The organism is Streptomyces inhibens, assembly GCF_022221585.1.
In the GTDB taxonomy this organism is placed as follows: domain Bacteria; phylum Actinomycetota; class Actinomycetes; order Streptomycetales; family Streptomycetaceae; genus Streptomyces; species Streptomyces inhibens.
Map to the genome: position 1 here is coordinate 623,185 of NZ_CP084681.1, position 15,489 is coordinate 638,673.

Annotated in this window: 13 protein-coding genes and 3 pseudogenes; 6 read left to right on the forward strand and 10 right to left on the reverse strand. The window is 66.9% G+C overall.

The features are described 5' to 3' along the window. Positions 1–67: 67 nt before the first annotated feature. The 3 genes from KI385_RS03015 to KI385_RS03025 all read right to left on the reverse strand — a co-directional run bounded on the left by KI385_RS03015 (position 68) and on the right by KI385_RS03025 (position 2,194). Positions 68–898, reverse strand: a complete 831-nt coding sequence (locus KI385_RS03015; RefSeq protein WP_342593423.1) for an alpha/beta fold hydrolase — start codon at positions 896–898, stop codon at positions 68–70. Positions 899–1,059: 161 nt separating this feature from the next. After that, the gene (locus tag KI385_RS03020) at positions 1,060–1,701 is read right to left on the reverse strand and encodes a hypothetical protein (protein WP_238570677.1); all 642 of its coding nucleotides are present in this window, start codon (positions 1,699–1,701) and stop codon (positions 1,060–1,062) included. 184 nt (positions 1,702–1,885) lie between these two features. Beyond that, positions 1,886–2,194: a hypothetical protein gene (locus KI385_RS03025; protein WP_238570678.1), complete on the reverse strand. Its 309-nt coding sequence runs from the start codon at positions 2,192–2,194 to the stop codon at positions 1,886–1,888. A 95-nt stretch (positions 2,195–2,289) separates the two neighbouring features. On the opposite strand from KI385_RS03025, the gene KI385_RS03030 reads away from it, so the two are divergent. Further along, positions 2,290–3,240, forward strand: coding sequence for a LysR family transcriptional regulator (locus KI385_RS03030; RefSeq protein WP_238570679.1), 951 nt, complete (start codon positions 2,290–2,292; stop codon positions 3,238–3,240). A 277-nt stretch (positions 3,241–3,517) separates the two neighbouring features. On the opposite strand, the gene KI385_RS43825 is transcribed toward KI385_RS03030, so the two are convergent. Together KI385_RS43825 and KI385_RS43830 are read right to left on the reverse strand one after the other, a co-directional pair. Beyond that, positions 3,518–4,501, reverse strand: a complete 984-nt coding sequence (locus KI385_RS43825; RefSeq protein ID WP_281066781.1) for an AMP-binding protein — start codon at positions 4,499–4,501, stop codon at positions 3,518–3,520. Beyond that, the gene (locus KI385_RS43830) at positions 4,393–5,253 is read right to left on the reverse strand and encodes an AMP-binding protein (protein WP_281066782.1); all 861 of its coding nucleotides are present in this window, start codon (positions 5,251–5,253) and stop codon (positions 4,393–4,395) included. The genes KI385_RS43825 and KI385_RS43830 overlap by 109 nt, the downstream gene beginning before the upstream one ends. Positions 5,254–5,499: 246 nt before the next feature. On the opposite strand from KI385_RS43830, the gene KI385_RS03040 reads away from it, so the two are divergent. Both KI385_RS03040 and KI385_RS03045 read left to right on the forward strand, forming a co-directional pair. Beyond that, positions 5,500–6,750 (forward strand): hypothetical protein, encoded by a 1,251-nt coding sequence (locus KI385_RS03040; protein ID WP_238570680.1) that lies wholly within the window; start codon positions 5,500–5,502, stop codon positions 6,748–6,750. A gap of 370 nt (positions 6,751–7,120) precedes the next feature. Then, positions 7,121–7,877: pseudogene (locus tag KI385_RS03045) on the forward strand (IclR family transcriptional regulator). Positions 7,878–7,974: 97 nt separating this feature from the next. Here the strand turns inward: KI385_RS03045 and KI385_RS03050 are convergent. Together KI385_RS03050 and KI385_RS44455 are read right to left on the reverse strand one after the other, a co-directional pair. Next, positions 7,975–8,124, reverse strand: a pseudogene (locus KI385_RS03050) (IS5/IS1182 family transposase); the annotation flags it as partial. 350 nt (positions 8,125–8,474) lie between these two features. After that, a pseudogene (locus KI385_RS44455) lies at positions 8,475–8,586 on the reverse strand (Tn3 family transposase); the annotation flags it as partial. A gap of 904 nt (positions 8,587–9,490) precedes the next feature. On the opposite strand from KI385_RS44455, the gene KI385_RS03055 reads away from it, so the two are divergent. The 3 genes from KI385_RS03055 (at position 9,491) to KI385_RS03065 (ending at position 13,056) form a co-directional block, all read left to right on the forward strand. Next, a complete protein-coding gene (locus KI385_RS03055; protein WP_238570681.1) occupies positions 9,491–9,970 on the forward strand; it encodes a hypothetical protein in 480 nt (159 codons plus the stop codon). Positions 9,971–10,165: 195 nt separating this feature from the next. Continuing rightward, positions 10,166–12,106 (forward strand): NHL repeat-containing protein, encoded by a 1,941-nt coding sequence (locus tag KI385_RS03060; protein WP_238570682.1) that lies wholly within the window; start codon positions 10,166–10,168, stop codon positions 12,104–12,106. A 650-nt stretch (positions 12,107–12,756) separates the two neighbouring features. Continuing rightward, complete coding sequence (locus KI385_RS03065) at positions 12,757–13,056, forward strand: hypothetical protein (RefSeq protein ID WP_238570683.1); 300 nt, start codon at positions 12,757–12,759, stop codon at positions 13,054–13,056. Here the strand turns inward: KI385_RS03065 and KI385_RS03070 are convergent. The 3 genes from KI385_RS03070 to KI385_RS03080 form a co-directional block, all read right to left on the reverse strand. Continuing rightward, entirely contained in the window at positions 13,046–13,477 is a 432-nt protein-coding gene (locus KI385_RS03070; protein ID WP_238570684.1) for a sulfocyanin-like copper-binding protein, read from the reverse strand. The two genes, KI385_RS03065 and KI385_RS03070, sit on opposite strands and share 11 nt — an antisense overlap. A 182-nt stretch (positions 13,478–13,659) precedes the next feature. Continuing rightward, entirely contained in the window at positions 13,660–13,938 is a 279-nt protein-coding gene (locus KI385_RS03075; protein ID WP_238570685.1) for an SHOCT domain-containing protein, read from the reverse strand. Positions 13,939–14,337: 399 nt separating this feature from the next. Further along, on the reverse strand, positions 14,338–15,330 hold the full coding sequence (locus tag KI385_RS03080; protein ID WP_238570686.1) for an Acg family FMN-binding oxidoreductase: 993 nt from the start codon (positions 15,328–15,330) through the stop codon (positions 14,338–14,340). Between the last annotated feature and the right edge of the window lie 159 nt (positions 15,331–15,489).

Consider the following 15,489-nt stretch of genomic DNA (forward strand, 5'->3'; position numbering starts at 1 on the left):
AAGCGCTCAGTCACGGGCTGCCCAATATGCGGTGGCCCCGGGTGGCAGGGACGGCCGTGGACCAGCGTTAGACCGCGGCGAGGAAGTCGCGGACCGCGGCCGCGAAGCCGGCCGGGGCGTTGGCGTATACGAAGTGGTCGGTCTCCAGCTCGACGAGGCGGGCGCCGGGGCGCTGGGTGACCATCTGTGCTGCCTGCTCCGCCGGCAGCACACCGCCCTTGGCGCCACGCACCAGCAGCGCCGGACAGGTAGAGCCGGTCCAGTCGGCCCAGTGGTCGCCGTGCACCTGGTCCTCGGAGTCGTAGATGTCCTGGGGGCGGAAGTGCAGGCCCCAGGTTCCGTCCGGCCGCTCGCGGACGGCTGACTCGAAGTACGGTGCGAACGGGCCGAGTTGCGCGACGAACGCCTCCCGGTCGGGGGCGCTACCCTCCGGCAGGTTCAGGACGAACTCCAGCGGATTGCTGCCGTCCAGGCCGAGATCGGCGCATCCCTCGGCATTGATCAGCGCGGTGACGCGCTCGGGGTGGCGGGCTGCGAACTGGTAGGCGTTGATCGCGCCGAGTGAGTGGCCGAGGAGGGCCGCCCGGTCCAGACCCAGGTGATCCATGAGGGCTTTCAGGTCGGCGAGGTAGCCCTCCCGGCTGTAGTCGGCCGCCCTGTCGGACTCGCCGTGGCCGCGCTGATCGGGGGCTATGACCCGCCACTCCGGGGCGAGACGGGCGGCGAGCTCGGCGTACGACAGGCCCTCGGACATGTGCCCGTGCAGGGCGAGCAGCGGGCGGCCGGGGCCGCCGAAGTCCACATAGGAAAGGGTGCGGCCGTCGACGGTGAGCGCGGAACGCTTGGCGATGTCGGTGTCCATGGCTTCACCGTAGAGCAGATCTATACGTGCGTACAAGACGTTTGTTTAAGACGCTTGTGTGAATCTTGGCGTGCCGCGCACACACCGCCACCTATCGCGCTCGACTCGCCAACTATCGCGCCAGTCCGCCAACTGAAGGGTTACGACCGCGCTTCCGTGATGACTACGGCGGAAGGATGATGCGGGCCATCGGGCCCCTACGGACATCCCAGAGCCGATGCCGCCCAGTCTTCGGAGGGCGGTCCGTCCTGGGGCGTGTCGTTCACCAGCCAGGATCCGTTCCACTCGACGTTCCACACCTCGCCCCGGGAGTTCTCGAACTCCACGAAACTCCCCGGAGCGCCTTCGAGGAGCCTGAGCTCCCTCTCCAGCACATCGTGCGTGGTGAACCCGCGGGACGGTCCCACGCTGCCGCCACCGGTCCTGGTGTTCTCGTACCGCATCCGCAGGTACGGGACCGGTGGTCGGGAGACGATCGTCGGCCGCAGCATGCGCTTGAACCGCAGGACCGCCTCTTCCAGGTTCTCGTCCCCGCGGAACTCGCACTGGTACGCCGGGAAGACCGCTGAGACGACTTCGTTCAAGGCCGCGTTCCGCCCGTGGTGGTAGCCATGCACAGAGGGCGAAGCCGCTGCCACGGCGTCGAACCGATAGGCCCCGTAGGAGAACCCGGGGACGACCGCCAGAGGCCGGGCGTCGGGGCCGCGCCCGAGCTGGTGCTCTCTCGCGAACGCAAGAACAGCCCTGCTCAGACCTTCGTCGTAGACGTCTAGCGAGTTCATTTGGTAGGCCCAGCGCCCATCGACGTCTACGGCCAGGGAGAACACGAAGCTCGACATCGGCGCGACCACCACCAGGCCATGGGCAGGCCAGGTACCTCCTCGACGTTCCCGATCTCCGCGACAGCCTGCTCGATGTTCATGTCCGTCATTTTCGCCTACCCGCTTCAGCCGCGTGGTCGGCCAAGGAGGCACGCCGGTTGGACCGCGTATGCGGCTTCCTCGTTCCGCCTGTCAACTCGAACTATGTGGTCAGGTAGGTGGCCAGGCTGATAGCCAGACCGGCGAAGCCGGTGACCAGGCCGATGGCGGCCTGCTTCGTTCCGGCGCCGTCCAGGCGGCGGGCGTTGGCCAATCCGGTGGCCGCAAGGGCGACGGCCGGGACTGCGAGACTGCCGGTGATCTGACGGACGGCCGGGAGGATGCCGGCTGCGACGGCGATGATGCCATAGACGAGGGCAAGCGTCGCCAAGCCGTTCAGGGGCGGACGCGTGGGCAGGGGCTGTACCGCGCCCCGTTCGTCGTATGTGGAGGCGGGGGTGGGAGTGGTCATGGGGGAAGTCCTTTCGTCCCGGTCGCCCTCCACGTTAGGAACGTCGGCGATATAGTTCAAAGACGAAATTTCACACAACCCCATAGAGTTTGCCTATGTCGATGACCACCCTCAGACAGCTCGAATATCTCCTCGCCGTTGTCGACCACGGCTCCGTCACCGAGGCCGCCGCACACCTGCGTATCAGCCAGCCCACCCTCTCGCAGCAGCTCAAAGCCCTGGAGCGTGGCGTGGGCACCCTTCTCCTCGAACGCACCCCGCGCGGCGTCCGTCTCACCCCGGCCGGTCGCGCCTTCCTGCCAGGTGCTCGCCATGCCCTGGCCGGTGCACAACGTGCCACCGGCGCCGCCCGCGCCGTCGCCGGCATGACCCATGGCGAGCTGCACCTCGCCTCCGTGCTGTCGGTGACGCTCGGCGTGCTCCCTTCCGTCCTGGCTTGCTGGCACCAGCACCACCGGCTCGTCGATGTCGTCCTGCACGAGTACGCGGACCTCGACGACTTTGCCGCTTCCATGGCCGACGCCACGGCCGACGTCGCGATCGGCCCTCTGCCAGAAGGCTGGACCGGGCCGCACCACCCACTGGGGGCGGAGGAGATCGTCGCGATCGTGCCACCCGGCGACGCGCTGCACAGCCGCCGGACGGTGCGCCTGACCGAGCTGGCCGCGCGCCGCTGGGTCCTGTACGACTCCGCACACGGCCTGGCCGCGACCGTCGAACACCTCTGCTCTCAGGCCGGGTTCACTCCCAGCGCCGCGATCCGCTCCCGCCAGACCGCCGCGATTCCCCGGCTTGTGGCCGCAGGCCTGGGTGTCGCCGTGGTGCCCGCGAACATCCTCACCCCGGACTTCCCCGGCACCGTCTTGCGCCTCACGCCGCGCCAACGCCGATCGCTGGCCGTCTTCGCCCGCCCCGCCCCGCACCCCCTCGTCAGCGAGTTCCTCTCCCTCGCCCGCGACAGTGCCCGCCTTCTCCCGGACCACCTCCTCGACCTGCTGGGCACCCAGGCACGAACATCGGCACCGGACCGCGCGTCCGGCCGTTGATCGGCCCTGGTCCCGCCGGCCGCTGGACCGCCCGTGACGGCTCGCCGGACGTGACGCCCGGGAGTTCCCAGACGCTGCCGGCGCGAGCGGACTGGAGACTCCTGCGGGCGATGGCTGACCAATCGCCCCGGAGGGCCGATTCCCTCAAGAAAACGGGAAAGGCGGGCACAGTGGAGTTTCTTGCGCAGTGTCACGGACGCCACCAGCACCCGACCACCACACGCCCCCGGCCTCCAGATCCCGGGAGCGCGCAGCGTTCGGGCGCTGGTGCAGTGCGTCAGGTCCAGGTTCCGATCCCCAGCGCCCGACTGTCCGGAAGAAACCGGCTGCGCAACTCCACGCGCCGGACCTTCCAGGTGCCGGTGCGCGGGAAGTCATCCCACATGATGTGGATCGGGTCGGCGAGCACAGGCAGCCCAGCGGCCGCGGAACGCCACTCGTCAGGGTCAATCGGCAGCTCATCGTGAGTGCTGTAGACGGGGACCGGAGCCCCGCCGGCCACCGGCAGGACGATGGCCTCGGAGAGCTTCGTGAGCCGGTCCAGGAGGACGTCTTCGAGTTCAACGGCGCTCCCGGAGGGGATGCGGTCGATTTCGCGGTCGACGAAGCGCAGGGCGCCGATCCGGTTGAGGGTTCCCAGGTCTCCGGTGTTCCACCAGTCGCCGTCGCGTTTGAGAGTGTGCCGGTCGTGTTCGCCGATGTAGGTCAGGAAGCGGCCGGGCTGTTTGATCTCGATGAGGCCGACCTTGCCGCGGCCGACCTTGCGGCGGGTGGCCGGGTCAACGATGCGGATGCGGCCGAATCCAGGGACGGTCCATCCGAACATCTGGGTGGGGGGCGGCCGGTGGCCACGCCGACGCACGTTGCGGCGCAGGTAGGGCCGGATGAGGATGGTGCCGTTTTCGCTCTGGCTCCACGCCTGAAGCCAGAGGGGCATCCGGCTGTCGCTGGCATCGAGGAACGTGCGGATGGTGCGCGTGTGGATCGCGTCGAAAGAGTTGACGTACTCGCGTACCGAGGCGAACGGCCGGTCCGGGTCGCGGGCCAGCTCCTCCCAGTACAGATAGATGTCGGGCAGCGCCTCCACCAGCGTGGGACGGTGCTTGAGCAGCAGACCTTTCATTTTGGGCAGGTTCTTCGGCTCGGACAGCATCAGCATCCGCTGGGTGACGGTCGCCATGGACAGCATCTGGTGCGTCTGGCGCTCGTGCCAGTACGGCTCGCAGTACGCCCACACGTCGCTGGGGCGCAGACCGACCACGGGCCACCGTTCGGACTCGATGATGGCGGCTCGCCCAGCTCGGAGATCGCGGAGTGCACGACCAGTTTGGGGATGCCGGTGGTCCCCGAAGTGTGTGTGGCGATCATGGGTTCGTCCGGGCGCCGCAGCCGCGGCGCCGCCACCGGCGCGCCCCGCAGAGAGTTGAGATCGACCACGTCCCGTCTGCCCGGCTGCGCAGTGGTGCACACCGTACGCGTGGTCAGCTCCTTGACTGCCTCCGCGTCCAGGCCCCCGGACCGCAGATGCGCGCCGTCGGTGATGACATACGGCTTCTCCAGCCGGGAAAGCAGCAGCCGGACAATGTCGGGGCTGTAGGCGCCGGACAGCAACGCAGGAACCGCGCCGATCCGGGCTGCGGCGGCGGCCAGAACCGCGATGTCGAAGTGGTTGGCCTTCATGACCGCCACCCGGTCCCAGGGACGCGCGCCCAGGGCGTGCAGCCGGCCCGTGGCCTCGTCGACCAGCTCCGCCCATTGCGCGTAGGTACGGGTGAGCCAAAACCATCCCGCTGGCCCGCTGGGGTGGCGGCGGAGACCAGGATGTTCCTCATCGACCCGGAACTCAACGCCCTCGTGGTGAGTGCCTCCGGCAGCTGGGACGTCGGCAAGCGGACACTCAACCGCGACGACGTCACGGTCGTGGCCCTCGACCGCCGGACAGCCCTTGCGTGTCCACGCACCGGAAGGCAGACGTCCGTTGGGCCCGCCCCAGACACCGGATCCCGGCCCCATTCTCCCGGCCACCGCAGAGACAGGATGGCGACCACCCTCGCGGACAGGGGCATCCGTGCGACCGGGGCCGGCTGCTTCGTGGACGGCCTTCCCTGCTGGATGGGCCCGTCAACGGATCAGCCACACGATGGCGACTGAGCGCCTCACCTGACGGGACTCGCCAACCGAAGCGCTGCTATCGATTGAGTCGCGATCCAGACCTGGCCGTTACCGGCCCGTAAGTCGCACCGCGCAGGCTTTTGCCGCATGTATCCGCTCCCCCGCCGCCTTGCCGCCATTCCGGCCCTTCTCTGCGTGGTCGCCCTGCTGTTCACGGCTGCGGGGTGTGGCGGCACGAACTCCGATCCGGTCGGCTCCCGGACCACGGGCTCCGCCGGCCCGGCGGACTCCGGCGGCAAGGGCGCCCCGCCGAAGGCCCCTACGGGCTCCCTCACTTGGGAGTTCGAGCACATCGCGGACTTCAGTGGGGAGCTCACCGATGTCGCCGGCTTGGCCGAGGACGACATCTGGGCGGTCGGGACCGAGAACAATGGCGAGTCCAACGCCCACCTGCTGCACTACGACGGCACGCAATGGAAGCGCGAGCCCCTTCCCGAAGCTCTCGGCACCACCGACTACCCGCCAGCGCTCGAACAGGTCGGTGAGGAAGCACTGTGGCTGCGGCCGCAACACTACAAAGAGGGCACCGGCGTGAATCCCTGGGCAAGGTGGGACGGCACGCGCTGGTCCGCGGTGCCGAACCCCCCACCGGGCAGAGCCGGGGACTTGGAGGCCGCAGGCCCGGACGACATCTGGGCCCTCGACAGCGAGCAGACCGCCCAGCACTGGGACGGCTCCCACTGGACCACGACCCGGCTACCGTACGGCGCCTCCGATCTCGCCGTGGTGGGACCGGACGACGTCTGGGCGGTCGGCAGCCGCTCGACCGGGCCGGGCACCGAGCTGGGCTACGGCGAGCGGTACAGCCAGCCGGCCTCGATGCACTGGGACGGCACGTCCTGGAAGTCGGTGGAGACTCCACAGGCCCGCTTCGAGGAGCCCCTCCCGCCGGAGCCCAGCGCCGGCCTCGGCCAGGTCTTCGCGCTCGACAGCGGTGAGGTGCGCGCGTACGGCAACAACACCTTCAACCACGGCGAGGTTGAGAACGAACCCGCGGACGAGTACATCCGGCTGCGCTGGGACGGCTCGAAGTGGGTCCAGCAGGAGCCCGCTCCCGGCGGGTGCACTCTGCGGACCCCGGTGGGTCAGGACGACGAGGGCCTGTTCCTCGACGGCAACTGGTACCTGACCGACGAGGGCCGGTGTGTGAAGATCAAGCGCCACCGTCTGCCCCTGTCGACCGGCGCCCGCAAAGGGTCGAACCAGTCGCTGTGGCTGAAGGAGATCCACCGGGTACCCGGCACCGACGAGTGGCTGGGGGCCGGACACGTCCAGGTCAACCAGTCCGGCGACCCCTTCGGTGCCCCCGTCGTCGTACGCCTGAAGCGCGGCGGCTGACCTTCTCGGCCGCCAGCCGGTCGAGAGGTCGGCCGCCGCTCGCACGTGAATACGACTGGACCGCTGCTGCCGGCCCTGCCGACCGGGGGTGGCTGTCGTCTCCGAAATCGACCACCGCACCGCAGCCCCCGTCCTGGCCGTGCTCGCCGCGGCCCGGGAGGCCGGCCTGCAGCTCGGATGCTGGGCGGTGGCGGTGGACAGGCGGGCGGCCGGCCTCCGGTGCGTACTCGTCGAGCACGCCGACGGGCGATGTCGGCGGCACCAGGTCGCGCACCGACGGCCGTCGCTGCCCGTACGGATGCGCTACAGATACGTGAGCCCCGCGAATTACCGCCTTGCCTGCGCCGAACGGCGGACGCAGGCTGGGCATATGGCGACCGAGGACCCCACCCTGATCGCTTCCGTGCAGCGGGCTTTCCGGCTGTTGGAGGCCCTGGGCGCGCACGAGGGCGGCGCGCCGGCTCAGCAGCTGGCACGGGAGACGGGGCTGCCGCTGACCACCACGTATCACCTTTTGCGTACGCTCGCCACGACGGGTACCTCCGCCAGCTGGAGGACGATGGCTACGTCCTCGGGAACCGGCTGGACACCCTGCAATCCAGCGGCCGTGAACAGACGCAGCTCAGCTACGTCCGCCCGGCTCTTGCATCGCTGGGGGACGATCTTTCGGTCGCCGCCTACCTGACCTTCTACGAGGACGGCGAGATCCAAGTGGCCGAGATCGTCGACAGTCCCCGGGCGCCGCGGGTCGACATCTGGGTGGGCTTCGAGGACGCGGGTCACGCCACGGCGCTGGGCAAGTGCCTCCTGCGCGAACTCGGCGACGAGGCGCGCAACGACTACCTCTCCCGGCACCCGCTCGCCGACCTCACGCCGCGCACCATCACCGGCCGCTCCGAACTTGTGCGGCGGCTCGACACCTCGCCCCGCTCGCCGGTCGTCACGGGCAGGGAGGAGTACGCGCTCGGGACGTACTGCGTTGCGGTACCGGTCTTCCGCGGGCAGACACCCGGTTCGCTCGGAGTGTGTCCCTGCGAGTGGACCGGCTCTCGCAGATCAACCAGGTCCGTGATCGGCTGATACCGGCGGCGAAGCGCGTGACCAGAGGGCTCTCGCTCACCATCTGAGGTCGTCCTCCCACCGCCTTCTCGATGTGCTGTGCCGTCGCCTTCCGGTCGCGAGCCCATGCTTTCCTCGCCCAGCACAGCATCGCCGTGGAGCGAGTTCCAGCGACAGGCTCCACGGCCGGGCCTTGCGCACAGATCCGCGCCTTCGCGCCGCATCGCGTTGATCAGCACGCTGAACTGACGAGGGCGCAGCCCAGTGAACGGGGGCTATCCAGGAAGGTTCCGACGCCGTGATCACACCGGCCATGGGAGAGGATCATCCCTCAGCAAGATCACCGAGAAGGTGGTGTCGGTCGACCAGCAGCTCGTCATGCCTGCACGGACTTGGGGGTTTCCATCTCAGTGGCCAGTGCCACAAGTCGTGCGTGGTACTGCCGGGTACGGGCAGATCGTCCTCAGAGATCCACGAGCGCGCCGTGTCGAACGCCAATGCCTCCGCGCCGTGCTGAATCAGGTGGCGCACATCCGTAATGACAGCCTCCGAGGTCAGCGGAGAGTCCGCAAGAAGTTCTGCCACACACACCCGGTACGACTGGCCCACGAGTTGCTCCCCCATGCCAGAGCCGAACGGATCGATGACCGCTCGTCCTCGCCGCAAAGGCGGGTGGCGTCCTCGTCCTTGATGTCGTGGCCCTCGGCGCGGAGCTGGGCGACCGCGGCGGCCAGGTAGCGGGGGGGTCCACAGGACCACGGCGTTGAGGACCAGGCCTCCGCGCACCGAGGCATCGAGCAACTCACCCATTCCGGTGCGCAGTTGCCGCACCGCCGCGAGTGCCGCCTGCCGACCGGCCGAAAGGGCCGCCACCAGGTGCCCACCGACGGCTCGGCCCCCCTGAAGACCTCTGCGGTCTGGCCGCACGTCCGAACCCGCCCCGACTCCAGGGCCGCAACGCCCCGCAGCCGCAGATCCTCCTGCGCCACGGGCGCCAGCCGACGCATGTCCCCACTTTCGACACTCACTCCCGACCAATAAGCAGGAGACCCACCAGTTTCGGCTCAATATTGGGGACCACCGAGTTGGCCAGGAATCAACGGAATCTTCAGTTCGACGACGCCCTGAAGCGGCCCCTCCAAGCTGGTCGTCGCAGGTCGCAGGCAGGGCCATTTCAGAGCATCGTTCAATCGGAAATCAACCGGGGATCACTTTCAGCCGTCATGGTGGTCGAAATAACAACGTCAAGCCAGCCAGGCCAGGTGATGGGCGAGAAACCGCAGGGCCGAGCTGGATAGATTGATCACCGGAGGGGTAGGCAGCACACGAAGATCTTGGTGCACACGGCGAATGACGCAAGGAGACTCGAGGTCGGTGGGTCGCTTTGCATTCCCCCGAGTCAGTAGAGGTCGAGGAGTCCACCCAGACGACCACGGGCCGAGGAATCGAAATGCTCCAAGGTGATCGTGGAGACTCGGCGAGACTGGAAACAACAGTAAGGAGAGTTTCAACCCGACCAACAAAGGCAAGCAGTTTACGCAAAAAAGGAAGCCGGAATCGTTGCTACCCTTTCCAGGGTGCGCGAGGTCTTCGAATGCGAAAAACTTGATCATGGCGAGAAAAATCATCCTCTTTGCAAGGGGTGATTTTGCGTCCACCGAGAGGATCCGAAGGGAAGCTCATGTCTTTTAAGAACATCTTCGACGGCGGCGGAAATGAAGCCAAGTCCGCCGAAGAGTCCGCTCAAAAGGTCTCTGAAAAAATTCCCGGCGCTTGGCCTGAACAGGAAGGGGTCGATCCGGAGCTCTACGACGGCATTCCTGAAGCTGCGCGTGACCCGAAGATTGTGCGCGAGACGTCGCCCGAGGCGCTCAATATCATGAACAACTTCATCACCCCCCTATTCAAGAACACCCAGACGGTAGCAGCCAAGCAGCGAGAAGCCAGCGAGAATCCCGAATCGACATCCGGTATGGCATCTTCGACCAAGGATGAGGCATTCAAAAAGGTGGGGGTGGAGATTAGGCATGAAGACCAGCCAAAGATTAGCGAAGAAGACCGGCCAAAGATCAGCAATGAACAGCTAGAAGAATCGAGAAAGGACAACTCCAAATCGGCCAAAGACATCAAAAGGACTGACGATGGGTCGACCAAGGGGTGAGGGTCGATCTCGAAGTCAGCTCGCAGGTCGGAAGGCTGTTCAAAAGTACCGGTTTCGTGATCCTGCCCTTGAACAGTAGCAACGCCCCAGCTCGGTAGCCTGACGACTTCTCACCAGGTCACGCCAGGCTGGAAACAGCTCACGAATAATCACTCACAAATCGTTCAGTTCTGCTGCGCAAGGAGGCTGAAGGCCATGAGCGGCCCCACCAAAAACAACGTGAGTACAACTCATCTTGGCGAACGATTTATGCGCCACCCACTGACAGGGCGAAACCTGAAGGAGCTCAAAATTGCCGACAAGACCTCTGTCATCCTTGAGCGGGACAAGGAGAAACTGAAGAGGAAGGCCGAGAAGAAATCAGCAGATGGAAGGGACCGGTATATCGCCCCTACCGGGTTTTCTCTGAACAAGGGGCGATTCGGCGACTTTCCCGATGGGGAGGATACGGCACACCAGCGCGGGTGGCGCGCTTACATGACGGTGGGTGTACCGCTTATCGAAGAGCGAGGCGACATTGCACAACCCCCTCCCGACGTGATCTCCAAGCAAACGTACGTCAATCGAACCGACCCCACCCCCACCAAATGGTCACACACTGTCGAATTCTCGATTTCGAACACCATCAGCTGGTCGCTCCAGGGACAGGTACAGCTCACTTTCGGGGCAAAAGCCATTGCATCACTGCAGCAGCAACTGCAGAAGAGCATGGCGCTGAACCAATCCCAGAAGACCACTCTGAAGAACAGCAAAGACAATCAGGGCGTTGACACGGAGTCTCAGTCACAAACGACAAGCACGACAACAGCAACGAGTACCGCCACAGGCACCGGGGAATTATCGGCACAGCTGATGCTTGGGATCACTGCTTCTGTCAGTGGTTCGTTGACCACTGCGTTCAAAACATCGTCCACGCTGAGCGGGGAAGTTGGCAGCCGGGTAGACGTCCTGGCCACGCAGCGACGTCAGGTGAGGAGGTTCGACTACGAATTCCCTATCTCCTTCGGTGGGTGGGTCGCTTTGCATTACCCCGAGCCAGTAGAAGTAAAGGAGACCCGCCCCAGCGGCCCACAGGCCCAGGAGCCGAAATACTCCAAGGTGATTGCATGGAAACTCGGCGAGACTGGTACGGCTACGGAGACTTTCGACTTGACCGATGAAGGCAAGCCGTTCATGCAAAAAGGGGAGGCCGAGGTCGTTTCCACCCTCGCCGGGGTGCACGAGGTCTTCGAGCTTGAAAAACTTAATTTCGACATGAAGGATCACCCTCTGCACAAGGACGGCGGCGAAGAGCGAGAGAGCTCGAAAAAGGCTCCATCAGTGCGCGCCACCGGGTTAGGGAGCTCCTACGGTCTCGCGCTGGACGAGCCGAACAACAAGGCGTACGTCGCCGACCGGAGCGGCAAGCTGTACGAGGTGGATCTCACCTCGAATCTCCCCTCCGGCAACTGGCGCGAGGTCGCGAGCGGCCTGGGCGACATCGTCGATGTGGCGCTGGACCGGTCGAAGAAAGTGGCGTACGTCGCCGACTACAGCGGCGGCCGCCTGCGCAAGGTGAAAAACCTGTTCGATGACTCCAAGGCCGTCGAGGTCGTCGACGTCGCCAAGGTCCCCTACGCGTACGGTCTCGCGCTGGACGAGCCGAACAACAAGGCGTACGTCACCGACTACAACAACGGGCAGCTGATCGCGGTCAACCTGAAGGACGACCTCAAGGACGAAGAGAAGAGGACCGAGCCGATCATCGGAGGCATGACACATGCCTCCGGAGTAGCGCTGGACAGGGCAGGCAAGAAGGCGTACGTCGGCCGGTATGACAACGGTCCCCTGTACGAGGTCGACCTGAATGCCTCTCCCCACCCCACCAAGCGCGAGGTGGCCACCTTTTCCGCGAGCACCCGCGTAGCGCTGGATGGCAAGGGCAACGCATACGTCTCCGACCATCTGGGCGATTGCCTGCATGAGGTCGATCTGAAGGAAGAGACCAAGGGCTTGCAGCGCGTGGTGGCCACCGGTCTCGGCGATGCTTGCGGCGTCGGGCTGGACAGCGACACCAGCAAGATCTACGTCAGCAACTTGGCCGGCCAGCTGTGGCAGATCCCCGACGTGCTGCCCGACGCCGCGGCAAAGTCGTAGCGTAGGGCATCTTTTCGCGGGTGGGCGGGCATGGATGCCTTGATCATGTGGGTAGTCGAGGCTCATGTGATCGAAGGGTTGCTCATGCCCGCCTGTGCCATATCGTCGCAGGGCGACCCGATCGACATCCCCGTCGGCCTACAGCACGAAGGGCTCCGCGGGCTCCAAGCTCAAGGAAGCCGCCAAGGGCGCGCAAGGGCGTTCGGTCCGGGGCCGGCTGCCGCCAAGTCGTCCCCCCCCCATGCTCGGGGCGCAACCAGCGGCGGCACCGGCATCAGCTGGGAGAGTCAGTGCACCGCGAAAGCGTGACGTTCAGGATGCGCAGCATCCGGGCACCACACCGACCGCCGCGACCAGGTGCTGCAGCAACGGCGTGCGACGCTGCGCCGGCCACGCGGTCCAGGTCGGACAGGCATCTGCGGACGAGTGAGCGCAGTCGGCCTTCGGCGTCGGCCGGCCCTGAGCCGCGCAGCTCGGCGTGGCCGAACTCGCCGTCGGGCACAATATCGAGTAGAGCCCTGGCGCCGAGGAGCCGGAGACCACCACGACCACCGTCCCGGCGCGGATCGCCGTCTGCTTGACGACGCTGCTGCGTCCGCCGGCCGTGAAGGTGAGATTACTACCTCGGTGGCACCTACACGTTGCTCGGGATGTACAAGGAGGCCCACCAGCACTCCACCGCCGCTATCGCCGCATACCGCAGCGGCCCGAGAGAAGAGCGCTCGTACGGGGACGAGGCCCTGGCCCATATCGATCTGATCACCGCCGGCATCCTCCAGGGAGACCCCACCGGGGCGACAACCGCCCTCCAGCATGTCCTGGCCCTGCCCCCACAGATGCGCATCCGAAGCGAACGCCATGTCACTGATCGCCCCGGGGGCGCCCCCTGTGCACGCCGTCGGCGACACTCCAGCTCCGGCAGCAGCTCCCCTACCGTGGTTACCGGGTGACGTCGAGCTCGGCGTACATGCCGGCCCTGTAGTGGCCGGGGAAGTTGCACACCAGCTCGTAGTGTCCGGGCTGCAGCGTCACCGTGGTCCAGGCCATCGCTCCGGGGGCAACCCCGTCCCCTGCCCCCGCACCACAGCTGCGCGAAGCCTCACCCAAGCTGCCCGCCTCATCAACGCGCCCGTCAGCACCGGTGGGGCGCTCCCCCGCCGCTTGCCTCGCCGGCAGGGGGAGAACGACCACCTCGTGGGTGAGGGCGCCTGCATTGACCACCCGCAGCGACACCACACCCGCCGGTACCGTGCTCGGGGTGGCGCGCAGACGCATCATGCCGATGCCATGCCCGCCGCCAGGGCCGCCGTTGGGGGAACCTCCGTCGTCGGGGCGCCCCCTCATGCCCGGCCCCATGTCCCCCACGGTCACATGCACAGTGTGGCTTTTCAGGGCGGGCGCACTGCACTGCGCTCCCGGACCTCGCCAGGTCGTCGGCCCACCATCGCCGCCGAAGCCGCCGACGGCAGCAATCAGCAAGGTTGTCGCGATACCCAGTACCAGTGCGGCGACTGCTCCCACGGCCAGCCACATCCCGCGCGGGCGGTTCACACTCACCGGTGCTCCCGCAGCAGCTTCAGCCGGCGTTGGTACTCGTCCTCGTCGATCTCCCCACGGGCAAACCGCTCGGCGAGCACGTCTTCGGCCCGCCTGCTCCCCTGCCCGGACTCACCGGAAGAGGGGGGCTGTGGACCGCTCGGGTGGCTGTGATGACTGCTCGTGAGGTACCGGACCAGCGCCACGACACCGACGATGATCAGCCCCCAGAACAACACCATGACCACAGCCATGACGTACCAGCCACCCCAGCCCCAGCCGTCGTACCACATCATCGCTCACCTTCCCAGGGCCGGTGCGCCGGCATCCGTTACGTCCAAGATGCGTCGGCTGCGGCTCCGCCCGGGAGGGAAGACCGGCCCTTCCCCGGGGCCGAACGGCCCGGATCCCGATTACGGCGGCGGACGAGGCTCCGGCCTCATGTGTGCGGCCTTGCGGAGGGATAGGCAGCCTCGCCCGCCGTCACCACCGCACAGCGATCTGGTCGCGCAATCGGCACGTCGGCCGGCCGGCCCCGTCGGCCGGAGAAAACTGGGAGGCGTAACCACTTCCACGTGAGCCACCGGCTCGGCGCCGGCGAGAGCCTCAGTCAGCGCCGAACTGACGTACGCGAAACCGCAACGCCCGGCCCTGCGGTGGTCTTCCTCGCCTTCGCTTGCCCGCCCGGCAATCATTCACGGCTTGATCGTCAGCACCTCGTCCACCGGTCGGCGCGGGGTGCGGGGCCCCTGTGGGCCGTACCCCAGGCGCAGGATCATGTGCACATGGCCGGTGCCGGAGACCGGGTCGCGCAGGATCCATCGCAGGTCCGGCCATTCGACGGCTTGCGTCGCGAAGGAGCTGACGAGCCCCTGAAGGGTGGCCAGGAGCAGCACATGCTCCAATGCCTGGCCGGCACGTAGCCAGTCAGCCGGGGTATCGCCCGCGGTGCTGAGCGATGCCAGTTGGGGGTGTTTCTCGAAGTCGGCGTAGGCGCGGCCGGGAAGCGTGCGCCGGCCGGCGAAGTCCCTGACGGGAGTCGAGCCGACGCGCTTCCGGGGTCCGAAGGCGTAGTCCGGAATGCCGTCGTCGACGGTTGCGCCGGCAGCGGTGTCACGGGTCCAGCGGCGTTGTTCGGCGTCACGGTCGGCATCCATGCGGTTGTAGCCCTCGGCATGCATGATCAGGTCCAGGACGGTCTCGCGGTGCGGGGTGGTGAGGAAGCTCAGCTGTGCGCCTTGTCGAGCCGCGGCGTCGGTGAGGACGGCGCGGACGTTCTCCGGGATCTGCCGCTCGGTGAAGGGATACCGGCTGGTGTGGCGATCGCGGATTGCGGGGTGGAGGCCGGGGAGGGACTCGTCCCCGGCCCCATGAGGGTCGTCCAGGCGCAGGGCCGCAAGGAGCGCCGGGGCGTGCGGGTCGGGCAGGAGGATCGTCGATGTGCGATGGCCGGCGTGGGCCACGGCAACGCGCAGGTTCAGCAACGCGGCTCCGCAGCCCAGGTGCATGCCGCGAGTCGTCGGGTCGGCGTGCGGCATCGCGCGTTCGAGGTCGGCGGAGAGGGTGAAGGTACGGCTGTGGCGGGTGTAACTGAAGCGCCATGGCTGGGCGTTGTGCATGGACGGCGCAGTGACGGCGTCGGCGACGAGGCTCTTGACCAAGGTGTCATCGAGGGTCTTGGTGAACACCGGGGGCCTCCCGGATGGGCAGACGGTGGATCGATGATCCTTTTCAGCGTGGTTGGGGGTGCTCGGGTCGCGCCAGGGGCCATACGTCCCTCACCCCAGGCCACCCGGGCCTTTCGGGCCTGCCGGCCGGCCGATGGGGCCGAGTGGCTCATGCCAAGA

Bases quoted from the DNA above. Each gene is read 5' to 3' on its own strand.
- KI385_RS03020 (WP_238570677.1), bottom strand. From the start codon at position 1,701: ATGTCGAGCTTCGTGTTCTCCCTGGCCGTAGACGTCGATGGGCGCTGG.
- KI385_RS03025 (WP_238570678.1), bottom strand. From the start codon at position 2,194: ATGACCACTCCCACCCCCGCCTCCACATACGACGAACGGGGCGCGGTA.
- KI385_RS03030 (WP_238570679.1), top strand. From the start codon at position 2,290: ATGTCGATGACCACCCTCAGACAGCTCGAATATCTCCTCGCCGTTGTC.
- KI385_RS43830 (WP_281066782.1), bottom strand. From the start codon at position 5,253: ATGGGGCCGGGATCCGGTGTCTGGGGCGGGCCCAACGGACGTCTGCCT.
- KI385_RS03040 (WP_238570680.1), top strand. From the start codon at position 5,500: ATGTATCCGCTCCCCCGCCGCCTTGCCGCCATTCCGGCCCTTCTCTGC.
- KI385_RS03055 (WP_238570681.1), top strand. From the start codon at position 9,491: ATGTCTTTTAAGAACATCTTCGACGGCGGCGGAAATGAAGCCAAGTCC.
- KI385_RS03060 (WP_238570682.1), top strand. From the start codon at position 10,166: ATGAGCGGCCCCACCAAAAACAACGTGAGTACAACTCATCTTGGCGAA.
- KI385_RS03065 (WP_238570683.1), top strand. From the start codon at position 12,757: ATGTACAAGGAGGCCCACCAGCACTCCACCGCCGCTATCGCCGCATAC.
- KI385_RS03075 (WP_238570685.1), bottom strand. From the start codon at position 13,938: ATGATGTGGTACGACGGCTGGGGCTGGGGTGGCTGGTACGTCATGGCT.